Origin of the sequence: Streptomyces nigrescens (assembly GCF_027626975.1) — a bacterium.
GTDB lineage: Bacteria > Actinomycetota > Actinomycetes > Streptomycetales > Streptomycetaceae > Streptomyces > Streptomyces nigrescens.
This window is the reverse complement of sequence record NZ_CP114203.1, coordinates 1,361,975-1,385,307: the sequence shown is the minus strand read 5'-3', so window position 1 is coordinate 1,385,307 and position 23,333 is coordinate 1,361,975. Positions and strand designations below refer to the sequence as shown.

Here is a 23,333-nt window from a genome sequence, read left to right as displayed (position 1 = left end):
CCGGCCGGGCCGTGCGGACGAGCGCGCACGCCCCGCGTGGCCGACAACGTTGTCAGAGCGCGCTCATTCTTGGTGGCGGCCAAGGGCGCGTCAAGAGGTGCCGCGGGAGTAACTCCGGTGCGCCCGGCCCCCGTCGAGGGGGCGGGCGCACGTCAGCGGGAACGAACGGGGCGAGCCGGGCAGAAGGAGTACAACCCGGCGAAGGCCTCAGCGGGCGGCGACGGCGATGGGTGCGGCGGGGGCCTCCGGAGCGGCTGCCGGTGCGGCCACGACCCGCCGGTAGTAGTCGAGTTGCGTCACCCCGTTGTAGCCGTAGCTCTCCGGGTGCAGTTCGTGCAGCGCGACACCGGACCGGGGGAGCGGACCGAGCAGGTCCGACAGCAGCTCGTCGGCCGCGGCGATGAAGGCGGCCTTCTCCGCGGCACTGTTGGTGCCCGCGGTGAGACTCGCCTCCACATGCGCCTCGCGGCCGGCCAGGGGCGTGCCGCCGACGTAATAGCGGTCGGCCGGAACGAGATTGAGGTGGACGATGGTGCGCGCGCGGTCCTTGCGCAGCACCGTGACCGCCAGCCCCGTCAGCCCCTCGGCAAGGGCGCGCTGGACATCGGCGGGGAGGTCGGGGTCGGGGACGGTGACCCGGAAATACGGCATGGCTCTCCTCGGTATTGGCTCGGGGGTGTCGCCGCCGGAACCGGCGGCACGGAGCCAGCGTCACCGAACCGGGCATCATTGATCCAACGCATAGTCGTCATAGGGATATGAGACCCACGCATGACCTTGAATCTGCCCCAGCTGCGGGCCTTTCTCGCCGTCGTCGACGCGGGCGGGTTCAGCGCGGCCGCCGCCGAGCTGGGCATGAGCCAGTCGGCGGTGTCGCACGCCGTCGCCTCCCTGGAACGGGAGTTGACCGCCCCGCTGCTGATCCGCGCCAGCCCGGTGCGGACGACCGTGCTCGGTGCGAAGGTCCTGCCGCACGCCCGTATGGCGCTGTCGGCGGTCCGGTCCGTGGAGCAGCTCGCGGCCGATGCCGGCGGGACCATGACCGGAACCGTGCGGCTGGCCTCCACACCAACGGTCTGCCAGGGCCTGGTCCCCGGCCTGCTCCGGCACTGGCGCGAGGACCAGCCGCGGATCACCGTGCGGGTCTTCGAGGGCGACAGCGCCGAGGTCGCGGCCTGGCTGGAGGACGGGACGGCCGATGCCGCCGTCCTGATCGACCCTCCCCCGGCCACCGCGGGGAAGTACCCCTGGTCCGGCCCCGGTATCGAGCTCGCCACGGACGAGTACCGGGCCCTGCTGCCCCGGGACCACCCCCTCGCGGACGAGCCGCGTGTCGACATCCGCGACCTGGAGGACGACCCGTTCCTGATCTCCCCCAACGGCTGTGAGGCCCGGGTCCGTACGCTCCACAGCCTGGCCGGGCTGCGCTTCTCCCCGACGCACCGGGTACGGGACCTGGCGACCCTGATCAGCATGGTGCAGGCCGGTCTCGGTGTGACGGTCCTGTCCGAGGTCTCCCGCTCACTGATCCCCTCTGACCTGGTCCTGCTCCCGCTGCAGCCGCAGACCTCACGCCGCCTCGTCCTGACCGGACCACAAGCCCGCCCCTGGCACCCGGCGCTCCGTACTTTGGCGGAGTCGGCCGCGGGTCATCTGGTGCGAAGCGTCTCCCGGCCGGCCGCGCCGGCGGAAGGACACTCCCTGCCCAGCGGCAGCCGCTGAGCACTCCGCGGGCTCCGCGGGCTCCGCGGCCGGACCGGTTTCGGGCACCGGCCCGGCCGCGCCCCGTGGAGGTCATGGACGGGTGTCGCGGCGGAACAGGGCCGTCCAGAGGAAGGGTTCGCCGAAGGACGGGGACTCCGGCGGCTCGTCGTGCATACGGCGCAGCTCGACCTCCGTCAGGTCGGAGAAGAGCCGGCGCAGCGACTCCGGGGTGTAGGCGAGACCGCCGTGGAGACCGGACTGGCGGTAGAAGTCGCCGTCGGGAAGTTCGGAACCCATCTCGCCCGCCGCGAAGCAGGTGAGGGCGAGATGGCCGCCGGGGGCCAGCACCTGGTCGAGGAGGGCGAGATAGCTGATGCGGCGGTGCGGCGGCAGATGGTGGAAGCAGCCGGAGTCGTGGATCAGGTCGTAGGGACCGCCGAGTGCGGTGCCGGCGAGCGCGAAGGCGTCACCGCAGTGGAAGCCGATCTCGGCGCCCGCCTCCCGGGCGCGCTCCTCGGCCCAGGCGACGGCCGCCGGAGAGAGGTCGACGGCGTCCACCTCGAAGCCCAGCGAGGCCAGATGGACCGCATTGCGGCCAGGCCCGCAGCCCAGGTCGAGGGCCCGGCCCGGGGTGATCAGGCCACGTTCGAGGTACGAGACCAGGTTCTCGTCCGGCTTCGCCACGAAGAATGGCACCGCCCTGTCGCGGTCCGCGTAGAAGCCGTCCCACCACGAGGCCGCCCCGCTCGTCCAGCGGTCGGCCTCCGGCGCGAACAGGCCGTCCAGGAGCCTGAGTACGTCGTCCACGGTGCGGATGTTCCGGTCCATCCGGTCCCCCTTCCCTGTCTGGCGATCGTAGGTTCGGCAGCCACATAAGCCCAGATGAGGAGGGATGTGCGGATACTGTCACCGGCGGTGTGCGGGGCTGAGGCGAGGGGGTGAAGGGTGCCACGTACGCCCCGGAGCGGAGCGCCGCTCACGCCCCCGCCGAAGGTCGTGAAGGGGGCAATTCCCGCTGCGCCGGAGCGAGTTTCCCGGGCATTTTCCGGCAGGGTTTGGTGCCGTCGCCGTCGCCGTCGCCGTCGCCTTCGCTGTCGCTGGTGCCGTCGCCGTCGCCGTCGCCGTCGCCGTCGCCGTCGTCGCGGTCGCTGTCGCCGTCCTGCGTCGGCCGCCGATCCGGACCCCCGGGACGGAGCCCGGGCGCCAGCGCAACCGTGACCACCACCGACGCGGCCGCCATCGCCGCCATCGCGGTCGTGGGCGAGGTGCGTTCGGCGACGGCGCCCGCCAGCGCGGCGCCGACGCCCTGCAGGGTCAGCATGCCGGAGGAGTGCAACCCCAGGGCGTGTCCGCTCAGTTCGTCCGGGGTCAGTGACATCAGGCGCTCCTGCAGGGGGAGGTTCGCCGCATAGCCGACGGTGGCGAGCAGCACGGCGGCCAGCGCCAGGGGGAGTGCCGGGCGGAGGGCGAACAGCAGATACGGCACGGCGAGCAGCAGGCACAGCGGGACGCAGAGCCGTGGCCGCCACCGCCGGGGGACGTATCTGCCGATCAGGATGTCCCCGGTCAGCATGCCGAGGGCGCCACAGGCGAAGAGGAGCCCCGCGTGCCGGGGCGCGTAGGGCACATAGAGGGACTCACAGCCGACGATCAGCCCGTTGGGCACCCACAGGGCGAGGTAGACGGTGCGGCGGGGCCCGGCGGACCACAGACGGGCGTTGTTGCGCCAGGTGTCGGCCACCGACGGCCGGCCCGCGGCGCGCGGTGGCCGCCGGCCGAGACCGCACCGGGCGACGGCCGCGGCGGCGGCGTACAGCCCCGCCCCGGCGAGCAGGGTGCCACGCGCCGACAGTACGGTCACGAGGACACCACCGGCCGCGAACCCGCAGATCTGCAGCAGACCGGCGGACATGTTGAGCACCGAGCGGCCCAGCAGATACCCCTCGCGCGCCAGGATCTCGTGGAGCAGCCCGTAGCGCACTCCGCCGCCCAGCGAGGAGACCGGCCCGAGCGCCAGGAGGACGGCGAAGGCCGCCCACACGGGCAGCCCCGGGAGGGCCTGGACGGCGGTGCCCAGGCCGAGGAGGAGTGCCAGGCCGGTCAGTGCGGTGCGTGGCGGGATCCGGTCGGCCGCCGACAGCAGGGTCGCCGCGCCGATCACCTGGGCGAGGGCCGGGCCGAACATGGCCAGGGCGGAGAGCAGCGGGGAGCCGGTCGCCGCGTAGACCCGGTGGCCCAGGGCCAGTCCGCTCATCGTCTGCGCCCCCACCTGCAGGGCGGAGGTCAGGAAGAAGGGGGTGAACTCCGGTGTACGGAAGAGTTGTCGGTAGGTGCGCACGGTCCCGGAGTCTCGGGGGCCGTGCGGGCGGGGCGTTACTGTTTCGCGGGCCGGCGAAACCACGGCGAACGGCGCGGAGTGGGGAAGGGGGAGGGGAGATGGGCTGGTGGGAAGTGAGCGCGGACACCCTCGCCGGAAGCCGTTTCGCGATCTCCCCGCTGGCTGAGACCCTCGCGACGCTGAAGACCCTGCACCGGGGCACGGCCGCGCATCCGGGGGAGCGGGCCTGGCTCGAACGCCATCTGCCCGCCTACCGCAGGCGGCTGACCGACGACCCGGTCACCGCCGCGCTGGTCCGGGCCGCTCTCGGACACCGCTGGAACGCGACCTTCCTGACGCCCACGCCGGCCGGTGACCCGGTAACGCAACTGCCTACCCTCGTCGAAGAGTTGGTGCCTGTCCGTGCGGCTTCCCCCGCCACCGTCCGCGCCGATCTCGCTGTTTCCCTGGAGGGGCGGCCGCTGCCCGGTCCGCTGTGCCGCGCCGGCGACCTGCCCGAGCGCACCGCCGGTCTGCTGGAGTGGGTGTGGCAGGAAGCGGTGCTGCCGTACTGGGCGCGCCGCCGGCGGGTCCTGGAGGCCGATGTCCTCACCCGCAGCGCGCAGCTGAGCCGGGGCGGCTGGACCGCGGCACTGGCCGGGATGCGCCCCGGTATGTGCTGGCTCGGAGCGAACCGGCTGCAGATCACGGCGGACGACCATCCGCCGCGGGAACTCGACGGGGCACGGCTGCTGTTCGTCCCCGTCACACCGCAGCAGAGCTGGGTCTCGTGGGACGTCCGCCCGGCCCCGGGCCGACAGCGGTCCGCCGTGGTGTATCCGTGCTCGGGCGTGCTGGCCGAGACCGGACGGGTGGCGGCGCCCGAGGCGCTGGGCGCGTTGCTGGGCCCCGCGCGGGCGGGCGTACTCGTCCTCCTCGGCACTCCCAAGAGCACCACCCAGCTGGTGGCGCTGACCGGGCAGGGCCTGGGGTCGGTGGGCCGCCACCTCAAGGTGCTGCTCGATGCCCGGCTCGCCGGCCGCCGCCGGGCCGGACGGTCCGTGCTCTATTTCCGGACGGAGGCCGGTGAGTCCTTGGTGGCGGCGCAGTGTGACGGATGAGGAGGGTGCGCCGGCCGCGCCGCCATAGGGGCCAGGCACCCCGAAAATCATGAGGGTTCTGCCTTGCTCTCTTCAGGGGCGCATGCCTCAATGGTCAGCGATTCAGGTCGCTGACCATCCGTCAGATCTGGGCGGTGGGTCGGCACGGGGTCCGACCGCGGCCCCCGGGTGGCTGCCTGTCGTTCCCTCCCGCACCTTTCGACGGCCGGTGCCATGGACCTGCACCCCCCTCATGAAGGCGGTAACCCCCCTATGAAGCACCTCAGACCCGGCAGATTCGGCTTCCGTACGGCACTTGTCGTCGCCGTCGCCACCGCGGGCACCCTCGCGATGGCGCCGGCCGCCCCCGCGGTGACCCCTGGCACCGCCACCCTCTCCTTCAACTGCGGCTTCTACGGTTCCGGTACGGGGACGCTCACCGCGACCCAGAACGGCACGGCCGCGACCATCAGCCTCTCCACCTCGGCGATCACCTCACCCATAGCCATCGGTGCGAACTCGGTGGCGTCCACCCTCACGCTCACCAAGAACGGCTCCGGGACCACACAGTTCAGCGGCAAGGCCAACCCGGCGATCCCGGCCGGCAGCCCGGTCTCCACCGGACCGCTCAGCGGTACGGTCGCCGCGGGCGACCGCCTGGAGGCCACCTCCCTGAAGGTCGTGGTGTTCGGCATCACGGCCACCTGCCAGGCCACGTCCAAGCAGTCGCCCGGACCGTTCGTCTTCTGACCCGAGCGGGGACCGGCGGACCCACGCCCGCCGGCCCCCGCCGCACACCGCAGCCCCGTCAGCGGACGCGGCTCACGCCTGCCCCGGGCCGCCCTCCGCTCCGGCAGCCTCCCGTTCCGCCCGCGCGAGGTTCGAGCGGCGGTAGGAGTAGGCGAAGTAGATGACCAGGCCGATCAGGAACCACACCGCGAACCGGACCCAGGTCTGCCACGCCAGGAACGTGATCAGCCAGATCGAGAAGCACACCCCGATCGCCGGCACCACCGGCATTCCCGGCGTACGGAACGTCCGCGGCAGGTCGGGGCGCTTGTAGCGGAGCACGATCACCGCGACGCAGACCACCACGAACGCGAGCAGGATGCCGATGTTCGTCAGCTCGGCGGCCTCACCGATCGGCAGGAAACCCGCGATCGCCGCGGAGGCGAAGCCGACGATCCAGGTCACCCTGGTCGGCACGTGGTGCTTGGGGCTGGTCTTGGCGAACCACTTCGGCAGCAGACCGTCACGGCTCATCGAGAACCACACCCGGGTCACACCGAGCATGAAGGTGAACATGACGGTCAGAATGCCGATGATGGCGCCGACCGCGATGACATCCGCGAGGCTGCCCAGACCCACCGATTTGAACGCCGACGAGAAACCGCTCTCCGGGTCGATCTCCGTGTAGTTCTGCATACCCGTCAGCACCAGGCAGGCGAGGACATAGAGCACCATCGAGATCGCCAGCGAATACATGATCGCCTTCGGCATATGGCGCTGGGCGTCCTTGGATTCCTCCGCCGCGGTACTCATGGCGTCATAGCCGAAGACCGCGAAGAAGACCGTGGCCGCGCCGGTGAAGGCACCGCTCACCCCGAACGGGAAGAACGGCGTGTAGTTCGCGGTGTTGATGTGGAAGAAGCCGACCACGATCACCACGACGACCACCAGGACCTTCAGGCCCACCACGATCGTCTCGAAACGCGCGGCGTTCTTGATGCCCAGCGTCAGCAGATAGGCGATCAGCAGACAGAGCACCGCGGCGAATAGGTCCACCCGGTGTCCCGGCCCCGTGCCCGGTGCGCCCAGCATCCAGGCGGGCAGATCGACGCCCAGCTCGCCGAGCAGAAAGCCGAAATAGCCGGAGATGCCGATCGCGACCACCGCCACGATCGCGGTGTACTCCAGCAGCAGGTCCCAGCCGATGAACCAGCCCGCCACCTCACCGAGGACCGCGTAGCCATAGGTGTAGGCCGAGCCTGCCTTCGGGATCAGCCCGGCGAATTCGGCGTAGGAAAACGCGGCCGCGGCGCTCGCGATACCCGCGACGAGAAACGAGATCAGTACCGCCGGTCCGGCCTTCTCGTTCGCGACGGTGCCGGCCAGTGTGAAGATCCCCGCGCCGATGATGCCGCCGACGCCGATGGCGGTCAGCTGCCACAGGCCGAGTGCCCGGGTGAGCTGCTCGCTCGCGGTGCCTTCCGCCTCTTCAATGTGTTCGATCGGTTTACGGCGCAATACGCCTTTTCCCGCGCGCAGCCCCATCGTCATCCCTCCGTACGCTCCGTCGTGGTCCGACGGCGGATCATCATGGACCCTCGGGAGCGACTAAGGAAGGCGACTCCCTAGTACTGTCGGGACTCGCCGGGAGACGTACACGGGAGAGGTGTTCAATCGGCGTCCTCCAGCCGGAATCCGACCTTCAGGCCGACCTGGTAATGGTCGATCTCGCCGTCGACGATATGCCCGCGGACCTGGGTGATCTCGAACCAGTCGAGATTGCGCAGGGTCTCCGAGGCGCGCTTGATGCCATTCTTGACCGCGGCGTCCATGCTCTGCTGGGACGTACCGACGATCTCGGTCACGCGATACGTGCGGTCGGTCACGGTGGTCTCCCTCGTCGGGGCGGCGCTCCGCCCGTCCACTTTCCACCGTGCCTCAGGGCGGCGCGCCCCACCAGCGGAGCGGCGGGCGGTCCGGCGTCCTGGGGCCTGTCCGGCGGATCAGGGGCGGGCAGGGCCTACGGAACGACGGTGACCGGCCAGCGGCCGGCCTTGACCAGCCGCACCGCGACCGAGCCCATGATGCGGTGCCCGGCCGACTCCGAGGCGCCGACCACCACCGCGTCGGCCTTCAGGTCATCGGCCATCTGCACCATGCCGTTGTACGGATCGCCCCGCAGGGTGTGGAACTCCCAGCGCACCTGGTATATCCCCTGCAGCCGCTCGGTCGCCCGGCGGATCTCGGCCATCAGCTCCTCGGCCACCTCGTTCGTGGCATCCATGACCGGCGCCCCCATCGCCGCACCGGCCGGCAGCACCGGCTGGACATAGACCAGCACGAGTTTCGAGGCCTGACGCCGGGCCAGCCCCGCCGCATAGGCGGCGGCGCGCCACGACGAGTCGGAGCCGTCGATGCCGACGACGATGACCTTCGGGCCGTCCGTTCCGCGCTCGAACTGCGCGGCTGCGTTCTCCTCCACACCAGGGAGGTTATCCGCACATGCGTGCTGCCGGGCTCCCGGGCCGCGGCGCCGCCGCGCCGCCGCCGCGCGGCCAGCCGCCCGGCCCCGTCGCCCGGCCCGGTCAGGCGGGAGCCGGCGGCCAGCTGTCCGCCGACAGCACGCCCAGCACATACGCCCTGGCCACCAGCGCCGTACGGCCCTGCACCCGCCAGCGGCGGGCCAGCCGGGTGAGGTGGTAGTTCACCCCGTCGACCGTCAGCCCGAGCGCCGTACCGATCGACGCCGTGGTCGCGCCGCCCGCGGCCAGTGCCAGGATGCGGGCCTCCACCGGGCTCGCCGAGCCCCGCGGCGTCGGCGGCGGAGCGGTCTCGCTGACCCGCAGCAGCGCCAGCAGGGCGGGCGGACGCACCGAAGGATCGCCCACCGGATCGATCGTCAGCTCCCCTTCCCGTACGCTGCCGTCGGAGCCGTCCTGCCAGCGCACCTCGACCGGATAGCGCGACCGGCGCCCCAGCCGCAGGGCCTCGCTGAGCCTGTCGAGCTGCGCCTTCGCACGGGGCTCGAAGAGGTCCAGCAGATTGCGGCCGCGCAGCTGTCCCGGTGCCGCGCCCCACTGGGCGGCCATCGCCGGATTGGCGATCAGCACCTCGCCATGGGCCCGGCACACCGCGATCGGCGTGGGGATACGGTCCAGCAGAATCAGGAAGTAGTTGCGCCAGGGGCCGCCCGCGTACGGCCCGGCCGGGTCCTCCGCGTATCCGCTCACGCAGGGTGCATCGTCCGTGTGCGCCGAGTCCCCGTCCGACGCCCCGTCGGCTGTCCCGTTGTCCATGTTCCCTTCTCCGGTCCGCGCGCAAGAGCGAGCAGCGAAAAACCACTGCACAATCATGCAGTTGTCCGGGCGTGACCTGCGCGTGGGGGCCCTCACGCTGGAGACATGACCGACACCATCGCGCTCCACAGCGACGAACGCGCCGCCGATGACGGCATCCCGGTGGCCGACCTCACGAAGGCCGGGCTCACCCACACGCCCATCCAGCAGTCCATGGACCTCGCCCGGATCCACGGCCCGGTCTTCAAGCGCAAGTTCGGCGACCGCGAGACGCTGTTCCTCTCCTCGCTCGACCTGGTCACCGAGGTCGCCGACGAATCCCGCTTCAGCAAGGGCGTGTCGGTCGTCCTGGAAAACGTCAGAGAGTTCGCCGGTGACGGTCTGTTCACCGCCTACAACGACGAGCCGAACTGGGCCAAGGCACATGAGGTCCTGATGCCGGCCTTCGCGCTCGGCTCGATGCGCACCTACCACCCGGCGATGCTCAAGGTCGCCCGCCGGGTCACGGCCGCCTGGGACCGGCGGGTGGCCGACGGCACGCCCGTCCAGGTCGCCGAGGACATGACCCGGATGACGCTGGACACCATCGGACTGGCCGGCTTCGGCTTCGACTTCGAGTCGTTCTCCCGCGGTGACACCCCGCACCCGTTCGTCGAGGCCATGGTGCGCTGCCTCGAATGGAGCATGAAGAAGTTCTCCCGTGACCCCGACGGCGACCACTCCGCGGCGGACGCCGCCTTCCAGGCCGACGCCGACTATCTCGCGTCCGTCGTCGACGAGGTCATCGCCGCCCGCACGGCGAGCGGCGAGAGCGGCGACGACGACCTGCTGGGCCTGATGCTCGGCGCCCGGGGGCAGGAGGGGGGCGAGGGGCCCACCCTCGACCTCGCCAACATCCGCAACCAGGTCATCACCTTCCTGATCGCCGGTCACGAGACCACCTCGGGCGCGCTCTCCTTCGCCCTCTACCACCTGCTCAAGGACCCGCTCGCGCTGCGCATGGTCCAGCGCGAGGCCGACGAGCTGTGGGGCGACCAGGCCGACCCCGACCCCTCGTTCGAGGACATCGGGCACCTGCCGTTCACCCGCCAGGTCCTCAACGAGGCGCTGCGACTGTGGCCCACCGCCGCCGCCTTCACCCGGCAGGCCCATGAGGACACCCTGCTCGGCGGGCGCTACCCGGTGAAGGCGGGGGAGCTGGTCACGGTGCTCACCCCGATGCTGCACCGCGACCCCGCCTGGGGCGACAACCCCGAACTGTTCGACCCCTCCCGCTTCAGCCCGGAGGCCGAGGCGGCCCGCTCCCCGCATGCGTACAAGCCCTTCGGGACCGGTGAACGCGCCTGCATCGGGCGGCAGTTCGCGCTCCACGAGGCGACCATGCTGCTCGCCCTCCTCGCGCACCGCTACCGCCTGATCGACCACCGCGACTACCAGCTGGACATCAAGGAGACGCTGACCCTCAAGCCCGACGGGTTCACCTTCACACTCGCCGCCCGGACGCCCGCCGACCGGGCCGCGGTCCGCGCCGCGCTGGCCGTGCTCCCCGGCAGCGCCGAGACCACCGGGGACGACGCGGCCACCGACGCGGGCCTGCCGACCCGCGTCCCGCAGGGCACCGGTCTGCTGCTGTTGCACGGCAGCAACTACGGCACCTGCCGCGAGTTCGCCGAGCGGCTCGCCGAGGAGACCACCGGACTCGGCTTCACCGCCGATGTGGCGCCGCTGGACGCCTACGCCGGAACGCTGCCCGCCGACCGGCCGGTCGTCATCGTCGCCGCCTCCTACAACGGCCAGCCCACCGACGACGCGGCCGCCTTCGTCGAGTGGCTGAACACCGCGCAGGACGGCGCCGCCGCGGACCTGCCGTTCGCCGTCCTCGGCGTCGGCGACCGCAACTGGGCCGCCACCTACCAGCACATACCGACCCTCATCGACGACCGGCTCGACGCACTCGGCGCCCACCGGCTGCTGCCGCGCGCCGAGGCCGACGCCTCCGGTGACCTCAGCGGCACCGTCAAGGAGTTCACCGCGGCGCTGCGCACCGAGCTGCTGACGCGGTACGGCGACCCGGCGACCATCGGCGCCGGCCAACCGGCGGCGGAGGACACCGGCTACACCGTCACCGAGATCACCGGCGGCCCGCTGGACGCGCTCGCCGCCCGCCACGACCTCGTCCCGATGACCGTCACCGAGGCCCACGACCTCACCGCGGAGGGCTGGCCGCGGCCCAAGCGCTTCCTGCGGATCGCCCTGCCCGACGGCGTCGACTACCGCACGGCCGACCACCTCGCGGTGCTGCCGGCCAACGCCCCGGACACCGTCGAGCGGGCTGCCCGCGCCCTGGGCGCCGACCCGGACACCGTCCTCGCGCTGCACTCCGGCCGCCGCGCCGGGCGCGACACCCTGCCCGTCGACCGGCCCCTGACGGTGCGCCAACTCCTCACCCACCACCTTGAACTGGGCATGCGGCCCACGCCGGAACAGGTCGCCGTGCTCGCCGCCCACAACCCCTGCCCGCCCGAGCGCCACGCACTGGAGAACCTCGCCGAGGACGACCCGCGCACCCTGATCGAGCTGATCGAGGCGCACCCGGCGCTGAGCGGGGCCCTGCCCTGGCCGGTGCTGCTGGAGCTGCTGCCGCCGCTGCGCACCCGGCACTACTCCCTGTCGTCCTCACCCGCCACCGACGCCCGGCACGCCGATCTGATGGTCTCGCTGCTGCCCGGCGGCACCGGCTCGTCCTACCTGCACGGTGTGCGGCCCGGCGACACCGTGCTGGCTCGCGTCCAGCCCTGCCGCGAGGCCTTCCGCCTGGATGCGGCCGATGACACCCCCGTCATCCTGGTCGCGGCGGGTACCGGCCTCGCGCCCTTCCGCGGCGCCGTCGCCGACCGCGTCGCCGCGGGCCGGCAGTCCCCCGCCCGGCTCTACTTCGGCTGTGACGACCCCACCGCCGACTTCCTGCACGCCGCGGAGTTCGCCGCCGCCGAAGCCGCCGGCGTCATCTCCGTACGCCCCGTCTTCAGCGAACGCCCCGAGAACGGCCACCGCTTCGTCCAGCACCGGATCGCCGCCGAGGCCGCTGAGGTGTGGGAACTGCTGCAGGCCGGCGCGCGGGTGTACGTCTGCGGGGACGGCAGCCGGATGGCGCCCGGTGTACGGGCCGCCTTCCGCGAGCTGCACGGCGCCCGCACCGGTGCCTCGCCGCAGGAATCCGAGGCCTGGCTGCGCGAACTGACCGCCTCCGGCCGCTACATCGAGGATGTGTACGCGGCGGGCTGAGGGCCGTTCCGCGCCTGCGCGGTGGCGATTCCTCTGCCGGGTGGGGGATGCGTCGTCCGTCGGGGGTGGCGCATCGCCTGTCTGCCGCGCGGCGTTTCCCCGGACGGCGCTCCCACCCCCGCCCCCGCCCCCTCCCCCGAAGGGGGCGGGGGCGGGGGTGGGGGTGGGGGGAGGTGGGGTGGATCTTCCGGGCCGTCAGGGCCAAGGTGGGGGTGGTGCGGTCACCGGGGTCGCACCGTTCGTCGGCCGTGACCGGGCCGGCGACCCGACTGGGGGGGAAACGGCATGACCAAAGCCCTGATCATCGGAGGCGGTATCGCGGGAGCGGTGACCGCGATGGCCCTGCAGAAGGCGGGTATCGACGCCGAGATCTTCGAGGCCTATCCGACCGGCGCGGACGATGTCGGCGCCTTTCTCATCGTCTTCGCCAACGGCCTCGAAGCGCTCCGGGTGATCGACGCGCACGGCCCCGTCGTCGACAGCTCCTTCCCGGCACAGCGGGTGGAGTTCATCGGCAACGACGGCACACGACTGGGGGAGCGCCCCATCGCGGGGACCGAAGGGGGCGACGGCCTCGGCCCGCGCACACTACGGCGGGCCACCCTCTACCAGGTGCTGCACCGCGAGGCGACGCGCCGCGGGATCGCGGTACGGCACGGGAAGCGGCTGGTCGCTGCCGAGTCCGTGGACGGCGCCGGCGGCCGGAGGGTCGTCGCGCGCTTCGCCGACGGCAGCCACGCCGAGGGCGACTTGCTGATCGGCGCCGACGGGCTGCACTCCGTCACCCGCGCCCTGATCGACCCGGCCGCCCCGCAACCGCGCTACACCGGCCAGAACACGGTCTGCGGCTATGTCCCCGACGCCGCCGAGGTGCCGCTCGCCCCGGACACCTACACCATGATCTTCGGCAAGCAGGCCTTCTTCGGCTGCACCCGCGCCCCCGACGGCGAGGTCTGGTGGTTCGCCAACGTCCCCGGTACGGAACTTGACCGGGCCGATCCGCCGGCCGTCACCCCGGCCGCCTGGCGGGAGCGGGTCGCCGGGCTCTTCGACGGTGACGAGACCCCGGCCGCCGCCCTCGTCCGCGCCACCGGCGACCGCGTGATCGCCTCCAGCGCCTACGACCTCGCCACCACTCCGGTCTGGCACACCGACACCATGGTCGTCCTCGGCGACGCCGCGCACGCGGCCGCGCCCAACGCCGCCCAGGGCGCGTCCATGGCCATCGAAGACGGCATCGTCCTCGCCAAGTGCCTGCGCGACCGGCCCGATCCGCACAGCGCCTTCGCCGCCTACGAGCAGTTGCGCCGGGAGCGGGTGGAGCAGGTCGTCGCGGCCAGCGCAGGGATGGCCAAGCTCACCGCCTCGGGCACCCCCGGCCGTCCGTCCCGCCCGGAGGCCGCCGAGCGGGGCGGCGCGGGGGCGGACAACTGGCTGACGGGCTACCGGATCGAGTGGTGAGGGCCCGTTGTCAGACCCCTGTGGTCTGCTGGGTGCAGGAGATCGGCGGAGTGCCGATCGGTGTGCGGGGAAGGGCGCCATGACCACGACTGCCGAGGACATCCCACTGGCACCGGACGCGGCCTGGCTGGAGGAGCGGTTCGGGGCGGGCTCGCTCTGGCGGCCCGCCGAGGCCGAGTTGCCCGAGGAGCTGACCCACCGGCAGTCGCGGGAGTTCCTGACCACCGTCGGATTTCCCGCGGTCCGGATCGACGCCATCGGGTTCGACGCGACGCATCTGCTGGCGGACGACGGCGATGCGCTGCACCCCTTCGACGCCGACGAGCTGTACGGGGAGCGCTACCCGGACGATGACTCGGACCCGGTCAACTTCTGCTTCTCGTTCGGCAGTTGTGGCGACCAGATGCTGATGCTCGACGGTGAAGTCGGCGGCATCGACCACTACGACCCCAACGGCTGGGACCACGGCGCCGGTTATCAGGGCGCCGCGGCCTCGTCGCTGCCCGGTCTGGCCGCCCTGCTCGGACTGATAGCCGAGCGCAGCGCCGAGCTGGGCGCGGACGACCGGGAGGTGGCCCGCGCCGCCGTGGCGGCGCTGCGTGAGCGGATGTGCGGTCATGATCCGGCGGTGGAGGAATCGCCCTTCTGGAGAACGGCGTTCTGGTTCAGGGCGGAGTGAGCACGCCTCATTCCTCGTCTCATTCCTCGGTCCGAAGGCTCTCTCCGGACGGCCCGGCCGCGCCCGGGAGGTGGACGACCAGCAGGGCGATCCCGGCGAGGGTGACATTGCGGGTGGCCGCTTCCAGCCCGTTCCAGGCCTCCGACTGCCACATGGCGAACCACTCGCCCCCGATGGCGAGGAAGCCCGCACCGAAGAGAAGGAGGAGCATCAGCAGGCCGGCGGTGCTGACCAGCCGGGCCCTGGCGAGACCGTTCCGGCGTCGTATGCCCAGGGCCCACAGCGCGGTGGCCACGATCAGGGTCAGCGCGGTGAGCGTTTCCCAGGCGATGATGCCCAGATACGCGGCGTCCTGCAGGGTTCGGGAGGTGATGGCCCGACCCATCAGGTCCGGGTCCTTGAAGGTGGTGTCCATGGCCAGGACATGCCGGACGAACTGCTGGTTGGTGCCGAAGTCGGTGATGTTGCCGAAGGCGACGAGGGCGATGTAGAGCGCGACGATGCCCGTGAGCGTGGCCGCCGCGAGCGACAGCCCGGTGTGCGGAATCCGGCGGGTGGAGCTTTTGTCGGACATGGGTCCTCCCCGAGTTGGTTGTGTTGTCCGATCTTTGCTTATCCGCCTCCACCCCGTGGGTCCCGCGGTGCGCAACTCCCGTACGCTGCTCCCCGATCGGCCGGGTGACCACCGGTCGATCGGCCGTTCGGGCGAGTGCCCGGACGCCGGATACCTAGGGGAAGCGGGGCACATGAACGGAAAGCGGTGTGTGGGAACGGTCGCCGTCGCGGCGGCGGCAGTGATCGCGGTGACCGGTCCGGCGGGCGCCGAGCCGGCCGGCACGACATACGGCACCAGCACGTCCGTGGGCGTCCACAACGCCTATGAGAAGGAGAAGTACCCCTACTTCGCGGATGCCCTGGACTCCGGCGCCGCACTGCTCGAACTCGACCTCTGGACCAACGGCCTGGGCCGGTCCTTCCGGGTCTCGCACAGCAACCCGCTGGGCAACAACAGCAACTGCGAGGGCGCCGCGAACGCCTCAGAGCTGCGCACCAAGGACCGCAACCAGGACTTCGCCGGGTGCCTCGCCGATGTGAAGGCCTGGCACGACGCCCACCCCGGCCACCGTCCGATCCTGTTCAAGATCGAGATGAAGGACGGCTTCAACGCCAAGGGCGGCCGCGGCCCCGCCGAGTTCGACGCGCTGGTGCGCGAGAAGCTGGGCGACGCCGTCTACGGCCCCGGCGACCTCACCGCCGGACACGCCACCCCCGACGAGGCGGTGCGGGCGGGCGGCTGGCCCTCGCGTGCCGATCTGGCCGGCAAGTTCCTGATCGAGCTGATACCCGGCACCGTCGAGGAGAAGAACCCCTTCGACAAGCTGTGGACGGACGTGGAGTACGCCGGGCACCTCAAGGACCTCGCGGCACGGGGGCAACTGGACCGGTCGACGGCCTTCCCCGCGGTGCACGGCGCCGCTCCCGGTGACCCCCGCGAGCGCTACACGGACCCCGCGCTGCGCCCTTGGTTCGTGGTCTTCGACGGTGATGCCGCGACCTATCTGAACGGCAGTATCGACACCGCCTGGTACGACACCCGGCACTACCTGCTCATCATGACCGACGCCCACAACGTGCCGCCGGTCATCGACGGCACCCGCCCGACCGAGGCGGAGGCCCTGGCCCGGGTCAGGCAACTGGCCGCCGCGCACGCGAGCTTCGCCACCGCAGACTGGTATCCGCTGCCGTCCGTCCTCAAGACCGTGGTGCCGCGGGGGGCCTGACGCCGGACGCGTCGGCCCGGGCGCGGGGCTGCGGGGGCCACGGGCCCGGCTCCGCGGTCGCCCGCCGGTAGAGCGCGGCCACGTCCTCGCCGAACCGGCTGCTGTACGAGACGAGGTTGTCGCCGCCCTCGTTGAGACCGCCGATCACACCGATCAGCGCACCGGTCCCGGTGGCCGGGTTGACGTCGGTGAGCATCGGCCCGCCGCTGGTCCCGTTGGGGAACCCCCGGCAGGTGAAGCGGAGTTGGGCCGGGCCCTGGGCGTCCGCCGTGTGCCGGCAGCTGACCGGGGTGTCCTGGTCCTCGGGGTATCCGGTCAGCTGCGCGGGGCGCCCGGCCGGCGCGTCGAAGCGGATCCGTTCGGCGCCGGTGAGGTCCGCTATCCGGCCGCCGGCCCGTCCCGCTCTGCGCATCCGCAGGAACGCCACATCGTGGTCGGGGTCCCGGTCGCGGATCCAGCGCGGGTCGACATGGATCCGGGTCGGCACCCACAGGCCGTACGGCGCGATCCCGTCGTGCATTCCGGGCGCGAACACCAGCCGGGTCCGGAAGCCGCCGTCGTGCACACAGTGCGCCGCGGTGACGATGAGGTCGCCCGCCGGGGACTGCACCACGCTGGCCGTGCAGTGGTGGGCCGGGGTGCCGTCGGCGGCGGGGGAGAAGAGCGCGCCGATCGCCGGGGAGGGGGCCGCCGGGACCGCCAGCAGGGGCCGGGACGCCGTCGGCGGGGCGGCCATGACACCGCTGTGCCGCGCTGCCACCGGCGGGCCCGGCCGCTCCGTGTAGGGACCGGCGAGCACCGCGGCGGCGGCTTGGTCGCCGTCGGCCCGGGTCGCCGTATAGGAGCCGGTGGCGGTGTCCCCGGGGGCCAGGAACGGATCGCGCGACGGGGATCCCAGCGCCAGGACCGTGCCGCCCATGACCACGGTCAGTACTCCGAGCGCGAGGGTCACCCGCAGCGGAACGCCCTCCCGGCCGCGGCCGGTGCACGCCGGCCCGCCGGGACCCGGGCAGACCTCGGGCGCCGGTGCCCCGGCGTCCCCGGCCGCCCGGCCGGCGTTGTCCGCCGGCACGGTCCCGCGTTCGCTCGTCTCCACTCAGCCGCCGCCTCGCCGCATCAGCCGGCGACACCCCGTCGGATGCAGGGGCGACACCGGATCCAGACATTTCACCCAGTCTGATGCAGGGGTGGCCGCTGTGGTTCGGTCACCCGGGCGCCTCATTCCGCACGGGCGGCGAAAAGCAGGGAGAAAGCCGCACCGGAGCACCCCCGTTCGACCCGCGATCCGGGGGCCCGGCGGGCCGGGCGCACCGGACGAGGTGACGGGGTCGCCCGGCCGCTTTCCGCTAGGCCGGTCGGGTGACCCGCGCGCTGTTGCCGGACCTGCCGGCCGGCCTCATGCCGCCCGCCGCAGTCGCCGTCCCGCGAGGTTGTGCCCGATCAGCGTCTCGGCCAGGCCGGCCTCGTTCGGGAAGTCCATCGGCACGATGCCCAGGCCCGTCCAGCCGCTGCCTTCCGAGCCCGTGAGCAGCTTCTTGACCTGCGGGTTGAGGCGGTCCGCGTTGGAGCGGGGCGGGAGCAGGGCGGCGGTGCTGACGTAGTTGACGAACAGCTTGCCGGGCTGGGTGACGGCCTTGCGGAACTGGGCCTCGATCTTCGGGTACTTCCCGAACGGCTCCGCCATGTAGTCGTCCTGGATGTCGAACAGCTGCGGATCGGCGTAGCGGACGCCGCCCAGGCCGTCGGAGTCCGCCAGCAGGACGACCTTGCCGCGGGCCTGGCCGAGCGTCGGGAGTCCGGCGTCCAGCCGGAAGAGCGACCGGTAGCCCTTGTCGTCCAGATAGATGCCGAAGATCCGGCGGAACTCCTCGGCGGAGACCTCCGAGTACTCCTGCTTGACCCGCATCAGCACCGTCTCGGAGGGGTGTGCCCGGAGGAACGCCCGGCAGGCGTTGAGCACATCGCCGAACATCAGCTCCTGGTAGAAGGCGCCGTGATGGATGGCGAAAACGTTGTCGATGGCCCGGCAGCGGACGTCCAGGAAGCGTATTCCGGAGGCCAGTTGGGCGTCAATGGAGGTGTTCTGGCAGGCCACCCAGGGGCCGCCCAGCCGGGCGCCGGAGTCATGGGTGCCGGGGATCGTCAGCCGCTGGACCGGGGTGCCGTCGCCGAGCGCCGCCATCCAGTCCGCCACGGACACGGCGGACGCCCTGCGTTGTGCGGCGCCGGCCGTGAACTGCCCGCTGCCGACGCCCGCCAGCACCCCGGCGGCCGACAGTCCGGCCGCGCCCCTGAGGAATCCCCGTCGATCCAGCACCGGTCCCATGCCGCTTCCCCTGCCCGTCGCGTCTGCGTACGTGCGCACCGGCCGTCCGGTGCGAACATGCGGTCGGGGCATCGAACCACATCGCGCGCGGACGCGGCACCCGGCCGGCGGACCCGGGGGTCACACCGGCCGGGAAGCGGCGGATATCAGACCCGGAAGGACAGCGACAGCGCGAAGCGGTCCGCGCTGTCGGTCCACCAGTTCTTCAACTCCAGTCCGGCCGCGGCGAGTTCGGCACGCACGCCTTCGTGGCGGAACTTCGCCGAGACCTCGGTGCGCACCTCCTCGCCCGCGGCGAAGGTCACCGCCAGGTCCACCCCGGGGATCTTGACGGTCAGATCCTTACGGGCCCGCAGCCGCATCTCGATCCACTCCTGTGCGGTGTTCCACAGGGCGACATGGTCGAAGTCCGCCGGGTCGAAGTCCCCGCCCAGCTCACGGTTGATGACCTCCAGGACGTTCTTGTTGAACGCCGCCGTCACCCCCTGCGGATCGTCGTAGGCGGCGACGAGCGTGGCCTCGTCCTTGACCAGGTCGGTGCCGAGCAGCAGGGCGTCGCCCGGGGACAGCATGTCGTGCACGGAGTGCAGGAACGCGGAGCGCTCCTCGGGGAGCAGATTGCCGATGGTGCCGCCGAGGAAGGCGAGCAGCCGCGGGCCGGGTGTCGTGGGGAGCTCCATGCCCTGCTGGAAGTCGGCGACCAGTGCGTGCACGGTCAGGCCGGGGTGCTCGCTGAGCAGCGCCTCGCCCGCCGCGGCCAGCGCGGATTCGCTGACGTCGATCGGCAGGTAGGTGTGCAGTCCGGTCAGCGCGCCGATGAGATGGCGGGTCTTGTCGGACGAGCCGGACCCCAGCTCGATCAGGGTGCGGGCCTGGGTGGCCGCGGCGATGTGGTCGGCGCGGGTGAGCAGGATCTCCCGCTCGGCCCGGGTCGGGTAGTAGTCGGGCAACTTGGTGATGTCCTCGAACAGCTCGCTGCCGCGGGCGTCGTAGAACCATTTGGGCGGCAGTTGTTTGGGGGTGCGGGACAGGCCCTCGGTGACATCGGCGCGCAGCGCGGCCGCGGTGGCGTCGGCAGGGAGGGTGCGGGTGATGCTGAGGCGGCTCACGTGGCGGGCTCCTTGAGCGGGGTGAGGTGGACCTCGGTCCGGGTGGCGCGCAGCAGGGTGCGGTCGGGGACCTCGGTCCAGTGGGGGGAATCGTCGTACGGTTCGGAGGCGACCACCGTGCCGCCCTCGGGAAGGGCCAGATGACACAGCGTGTCGCCCCAGGTGGTGGCGGCGATGGTGGTGCCGTCGGTGAGCAGCAGATTGAGCCGGGAGCCGGGCGCGGCCGCGGCGACCGCCGTGACGGTGCCGGCCAGCGCGTCGCCGAGCTCGTCGCCGCGCGCGAGCCGGTGCAGGACCAGTGCCCACAGGAACGCCGCGTCGCAGCGGGCCGGCAGCCGCAGCAGCTCCTCCGGGGGCAGCTCCGCGGCGAGCGGGGCGAGCGCGTCCGGCCAGCCGGCCACCGCGCCGTTGTGGCTGAACAGATAGCGGCCGGTGGCGTACGGCGCGGCCGCGGCCTCGGCGTCCGCACCGGCCACGGTGGCGTCCCGTACGGCGGCGAGCAGCGCGCCGGTGCGCACCACCCGCGCCAGGTCGGGCAGCAGCTCGTCGCCCCAGATCGGCCCGGCCCGCCGGTAGCGCGCGGGCACCGGGTCGCCGGGCGCGTACCAGCCGACGCCGAACCCGTCCGCGTTGACCGTGCCGTGCCGCTGACGGCGGGGCGCCCATGACTGCCGGTGGAGGCTGTGGGGCGGGGCGAGCAGAACCTGGCCGAAGGGTATCTCCGGTCCCAGATAAGCAAGATGACGGCACATCAGACAACGTCCTCCCGCGGCGCCGGAGTCGCGGGCCTCATGCGTCCGCCGCCGTCGGGTCGGCGTCCCGGGCGGTACGGAACCCGGAGAAGATCTGCCGCCTGACGGGCAGGTCCCAGTTGCGGAAGGTGCCCCGGCAGGCGACCGGGCCGACCGCGAACGAACCGCCGCGCAGGACCTTGTACTCGTCGCCGAAGAACACCTCCGAGTACTCCCGGTAGGGGAAGGCGGCAAAGCCCGGATACGGCAGGAAGTCGCTCGCCGTCCACTCCCACACATCGCCCAGCAACTGCCGGATGCCGAGCGGCGACTGTCCGTCCGGGTAGCTGCCGATGGGGGCGGGCCGCAGATGCCGCTGGCCCAGGTTGGCATGCGCCGGTGTGGGGTCCTCGTCGCCCCAGGGGTAGCGCCTGGACCGCCCGGTCGACGGGTCGTGGCGGGCGGCCTTCTCCCACTCGGCCTCGGTCGGCAGCCGCCGGCCGGCCCAGCGGGCGTAGGCGTCCGCCTCGTACCAGCTGACATGCAGCACCGGCTCGTCCGGCGGCACCGGCTCGGTCACCCCGAACCTCCGTCGCAGCCACTGGCCGCCGTCGCGCTTCCAGAAGAGCGGTGCCCGCAGCTTGTGCTCCTGCACCTGCGCCCAGCCGGCTGCGGCCCACCAGCGTGGCTCCTCGTACCCCCCGGCCTCGATGAACCGCTGGTAGGCGCCGTTGCTGACCGGTGTGGTGTCGATCAGGAAGGCGGGCACCAGCCGGCGGTGGGCGGGCCGTTCGTTGTCCAGCGCCCAGGGCTCGGCGGAGGTGCCCATGGTGAACGGGCCGCCGGGTACCAGGACTTCGGCCGGCAGGATGTCGTCGGAGGCGGGCGGCGGTTCGGGCGCGGTGAGCACGGCCGGGCCGGTGCGCAGCTGGTGGGTGATGAGCATGGTCTCGTCGTGCTGCTGCTCATGCTGCGCGATCATGCCGAAGGCGAAACCGGAGTCGAGCAGCGGACCGCCGTGCAGCGGGGTGCTCTCCAGGATGTCCAGCACCCGGCCGCGGACCTCGGCGACATAGCCGTGCGCCTCGTCGGGTGCCAGCAGGGGCAGTGCGGGGCGCTCGGACCGGGGGTGCTCGAAGGCGTCGTAGACGGAGTCGATGTCCGGACGCAGCGCGTCCCGGCCGCCGACGGTGCGCAGCAGCCACTGCTCTTCCTGGTTGCCTATGTGTGCCAGGTCCCAGACCAGCGGGGACATCAGGGGGGAGTGCTGGGCGACGAGGTCGGGATGCTCGACGCAGGTGGTCAGCAGGCGGGTGCGGTCGCGGGCGGCGAGCAGCGCCGAGGCCGCGCGCTCACGGAGGAGCTCGGGATCGATGGTCACTGGCTGTCCTTCCCAACGATGAGATCGCCCTCCGCGGCGTACAGGGCGTCGAGATGGTCGTCCGCGGGGCAGCGGCCGCGTGCCACATAGCGTTCGGTGAACTCCGCGACCGCCGCGCGCACCTCGGGGGAGGCCCCCAGGCGCGGCAGGGCCTCCTGCGCGGCGGCGAAACAGGCCACCGCGGCGGTGTGCAGCTCCGGGTCGGTCAGCGCGCCGCGGGCCGCGTGCCGCCACAGCGGGTTGCGCGGCGCGGGGCGGGCACCGGCCGTCTCCGCCAGGGGTTTGACGATGCGGTACGCCCGCTCCGTCGCCTCCGGGTCGTCGAACAGCGCGGTCGTGACGGCCAGTGGCACGATCCACCCGGAGTCGCCCGACTGCGCGTCGATCATGCGCAGCTCCAGATGGCCGCGCGGCCGTACGGGCGGGAAGAGCGTGGTGACGTGGTAGTCCAGATCCTCCTGGGTGGGCGGTCTGGGGACGCCGGTACGGATCCACTCGCGGAAGGTGAGTCCCTCCGGGGCGTCCCAGCGTCCGTCCTCGGAGCGGACGCACATGACCGGTGCGTCCAGGACGTAGCGCACCCAGGCGGTGCGCGGATCCGGCCCCGGGGGAGGGGCGAGCGTACGGTCCGGATCGAGCTGCGACCAGATGACCTGGCGGGTGGTGCGGTAGCCGGTGGGGCAGCCCTCACTGGTGGGTGAGTTGGCGAACGCCGCGGCCAGCACCGCGCCCAGCAGATGGGCCAGCAGCCAGCGCCTGCCGTACCCGAGCGGCCCGGGTTCCTCGTAGCCGGCGTCCACACACACCTGCACGGACGCGGTGGCGCACATCATGGACCGCCCGGCGGAGCCCCAGCGGTCGAAGTACGCCTCCATGGCGTTGTAGCGGGGGTCGGTCAGCACCCGCCGAGGGGGATGCCACGGATTGTGGCCGTGGCCGGCCAGGCCCAGGCCCATGGCCAGCATGGCGGGCCGGACCAGCGCGAGATCGGCGGTGACCGCCTCGATGCAGTCGGTGAGGGAGGCGGCGGGCAGCGAGCTGAGCTCCAGCTGGCCGCCGGGTTCGAAGGTCAGCAGGGAGGTGAGGGGCAGTGCGCGCAGAGCGGTGGCCGCGCTGCGCAGCCGGTCAGGTTCGACCGGACATCGGGGGTTGCGCGCATCATGGACCAGCCACTCGATCTCGACGCCGATACGGCGCGGCGGGCCCGTCTTGAAGCATATTCCGCGCAGGTGAGCTTCCAGCTCCGCTTCCGTTACTGCAGGCCGTACGGGCATGGAATCCCTCTCCCTCGTGGGGTGGCGGCAGGATTGCCGCCCTCCACCTAATCTGCTGCGGGCGATGCGCTCAAGGGCGCGTTTCGTGCAGCGGACGGCGGGACGGGCTCCCACCGGGCGAGGGGGACGGCCGGGCCCGGAGACCCCCGGACGGTGCCGC

Annotated in this window: 21 protein-coding genes; 7 read left to right on the top strand and 14 right to left on the bottom strand. The window is 72.4% G+C overall.

Annotation, left to right across the window (positions count from 1 at the left end; translation table 11 throughout):
- Positions 1-207: 207 nt before the first annotated feature.
- Positions 208-651, bottom strand: coding sequence for a tautomerase family protein (locus STRNI_RS06320; RefSeq protein WP_159484885.1), 444 nt, complete (start codon positions 649-651; stop codon positions 208-210).
- 120 nt (positions 652-771) lie between these two features.
- Between STRNI_RS06320 and STRNI_RS06315 the strand changes: the two genes are divergently transcribed.
- Positions 772-1,722 (top strand): LysR family transcriptional regulator, encoded by a 951-nt coding sequence (locus STRNI_RS06315; protein WP_159484883.1) that lies wholly within the window; start codon positions 772-774, stop codon positions 1,720-1,722.
- A gap of 72 nt (positions 1,723-1,794) precedes the next feature.
- Here STRNI_RS06315 and STRNI_RS06310 read toward each other — a convergent pair whose 3' ends face one another.
- Entirely contained in the window at positions 1,795-2,532 is a 738-nt protein-coding gene (locus tag STRNI_RS06310; protein WP_159484881.1) for a class I SAM-dependent methyltransferase, read from the bottom strand.
- Positions 2,533-2,680: 148 nt separating this feature from the next.
- Positions 2,681-4,042, bottom strand: coding sequence for an MFS transporter (locus tag STRNI_RS06305; RefSeq protein WP_159484879.1), 1,362 nt, complete (start codon positions 4,040-4,042; stop codon positions 2,681-2,683).
- A 98-nt stretch (positions 4,043-4,140) separates the two neighbouring features.
- Between STRNI_RS06305 and STRNI_RS06300 the strand changes: the two genes are divergently transcribed.
- Positions 4,141-5,142 carry a transcriptional regulator gene (locus STRNI_RS06300; RefSeq protein ID WP_159484877.1) on the top strand — a complete coding sequence of 334 codons (1,002 nt, stop codon included), beginning with the start codon at positions 4,141-4,143 and terminating at the stop codon, positions 5,140-5,142.
- Between the two features lie 252 nt (positions 5,143-5,394).
- Positions 5,395-5,871: a hypothetical protein gene (locus tag STRNI_RS06295; RefSeq protein WP_018088483.1), complete on the top strand. Its 477-nt coding sequence runs from the start codon at positions 5,395-5,397 to the stop codon at positions 5,869-5,871.
- A 72-nt stretch (positions 5,872-5,943) separates the two neighbouring features.
- Here the strand turns inward: STRNI_RS06295 and STRNI_RS06290 are convergent, their stop codons facing one another.
- The 4 genes from STRNI_RS06290 to STRNI_RS06275 form a co-directional block, all read right to left on the bottom strand.
- Complete coding sequence (locus tag STRNI_RS06290; RefSeq protein WP_371874908.1) at positions 5,944-7,395, bottom strand: amino acid permease; 1,452 nt, start codon at positions 7,393-7,395, stop codon at positions 5,944-5,946.
- Between the two features lie 125 nt (positions 7,396-7,520).
- A complete protein-coding gene (locus STRNI_RS06285; protein ID WP_093645640.1) occupies positions 7,521-7,736 on the bottom strand; it encodes a dodecin in 216 nt (71 codons plus the stop codon).
- A 134-nt stretch (positions 7,737-7,870) separates the two neighbouring features.
- Positions 7,871-8,332, bottom strand: a complete 462-nt coding sequence (locus STRNI_RS06280; RefSeq protein ID WP_018088486.1) for a universal stress protein — start codon at positions 8,330-8,332, stop codon at positions 7,871-7,873.
- Positions 8,333-8,435: 103 nt separating this feature from the next.
- On the bottom strand, positions 8,436-9,146 hold the full coding sequence (locus STRNI_RS06275; protein ID WP_159484873.1) for a PAS domain-containing protein: 711 nt from the start codon (positions 9,144-9,146) through the stop codon (positions 8,436-8,438).
- Between the two features lie 105 nt (positions 9,147-9,251).
- Between STRNI_RS06275 and STRNI_RS06270 the strand changes: the two genes are divergently transcribed.
- From STRNI_RS06270 to STRNI_RS06260, 3 genes are all read left to right on the top strand, one after another.
- Positions 9,252-12,431: a cytochrome P450 gene (locus STRNI_RS06270; protein ID WP_277410717.1), complete on the top strand. Its 3,180-nt coding sequence runs from the start codon at positions 9,252-9,254 to the stop codon at positions 12,429-12,431.
- Positions 12,432-12,716: 285 nt separating this feature from the next.
- Positions 12,717-13,892 (top strand): FAD-dependent monooxygenase, encoded by a 1,176-nt coding sequence (locus tag STRNI_RS06265; protein WP_093645645.1) that lies wholly within the window; start codon positions 12,717-12,719, stop codon positions 13,890-13,892.
- Positions 13,893-13,971: 79 nt separating this feature from the next.
- A complete protein-coding gene (locus STRNI_RS06260) occupies positions 13,972-14,571 on the top strand; it encodes an SUKH-4 family immunity protein (protein ID WP_266444060.1) in 600 nt (199 codons plus the stop codon).
- A gap of 19 nt (positions 14,572-14,590) precedes the next feature.
- Here the strand turns inward: STRNI_RS06260 and STRNI_RS06255 are convergent, their stop codons facing one another.
- The gene (locus STRNI_RS06255; protein ID WP_277410716.1) at positions 14,591-15,145 is read right to left on the bottom strand and encodes a DUF2165 domain-containing protein; all 555 of its coding nucleotides are present in this window, start codon (positions 15,143-15,145) and stop codon (positions 14,591-14,593) included.
- A 172-nt stretch (positions 15,146-15,317) separates the two neighbouring features.
- On the opposite strand from STRNI_RS06255, the gene STRNI_RS06250 reads away from it, so the two are divergent.
- Positions 15,318-16,352, top strand: coding sequence for a phosphatidylinositol-specific phospholipase C domain-containing protein (locus tag STRNI_RS06250; protein ID WP_277410715.1), 1,035 nt, complete (start codon positions 15,318-15,320; stop codon positions 16,350-16,352).
- On the opposite strand, the gene STRNI_RS06245 is transcribed toward STRNI_RS06250, so the two are convergent.
- The 6 genes from STRNI_RS06245 to egtA all read right to left on the bottom strand — a co-directional run bounded on the left by STRNI_RS06245 (position 16,324) and on the right by egtA (position 23,173).
- Positions 16,324-17,448, bottom strand: coding sequence for a trypsin-like serine peptidase (locus STRNI_RS06245; RefSeq protein ID WP_266444069.1), 1,125 nt, complete (start codon positions 17,446-17,448; stop codon positions 16,324-16,326). The genes STRNI_RS06250 and STRNI_RS06245 overlap by 29 nt on opposite strands.
- A gap of 300 nt (positions 17,449-17,748) precedes the next feature.
- Positions 17,749-18,678, bottom strand: a complete 930-nt coding sequence (locus STRNI_RS06240) for a phosphatidylinositol-specific phospholipase C (RefSeq protein ID WP_277410714.1) — start codon at positions 18,676-18,678, stop codon at positions 17,749-17,751.
- 146 nt (positions 18,679-18,824) lie between these two features.
- Positions 18,825-19,787: an L-histidine N(alpha)-methyltransferase gene (egtD, locus tag STRNI_RS06235; protein ID WP_018088495.1), complete on the bottom strand. Its 963-nt coding sequence runs from the start codon at positions 19,785-19,787 to the stop codon at positions 18,825-18,827.
- Positions 19,784-20,539, bottom strand: a complete 756-nt coding sequence (gene egtC, locus STRNI_RS06230) for an ergothioneine biosynthesis protein EgtC (protein ID WP_159484859.1) — start codon at positions 20,537-20,539, stop codon at positions 19,784-19,786. Before egtC ends, egtD begins: the two co-directional genes overlap by 4 nt.
- 37 nt (positions 20,540-20,576) lie before the next feature.
- Complete coding sequence (gene egtB, locus STRNI_RS06225) at positions 20,577-21,899, bottom strand: ergothioneine biosynthesis protein EgtB (protein WP_159484857.1); 1,323 nt, start codon at positions 21,897-21,899, stop codon at positions 20,577-20,579.
- Positions 21,896-23,173, bottom strand: a complete 1,278-nt coding sequence (egtA, locus tag STRNI_RS06220; protein WP_159484855.1) for an ergothioneine biosynthesis glutamate--cysteine ligase EgtA — start codon at positions 23,171-23,173, stop codon at positions 21,896-21,898. The genes egtB and egtA overlap by 4 nt, the downstream gene beginning before the upstream one ends.
- Between the last annotated feature and the right edge of the window lie 160 nt (positions 23,174-23,333).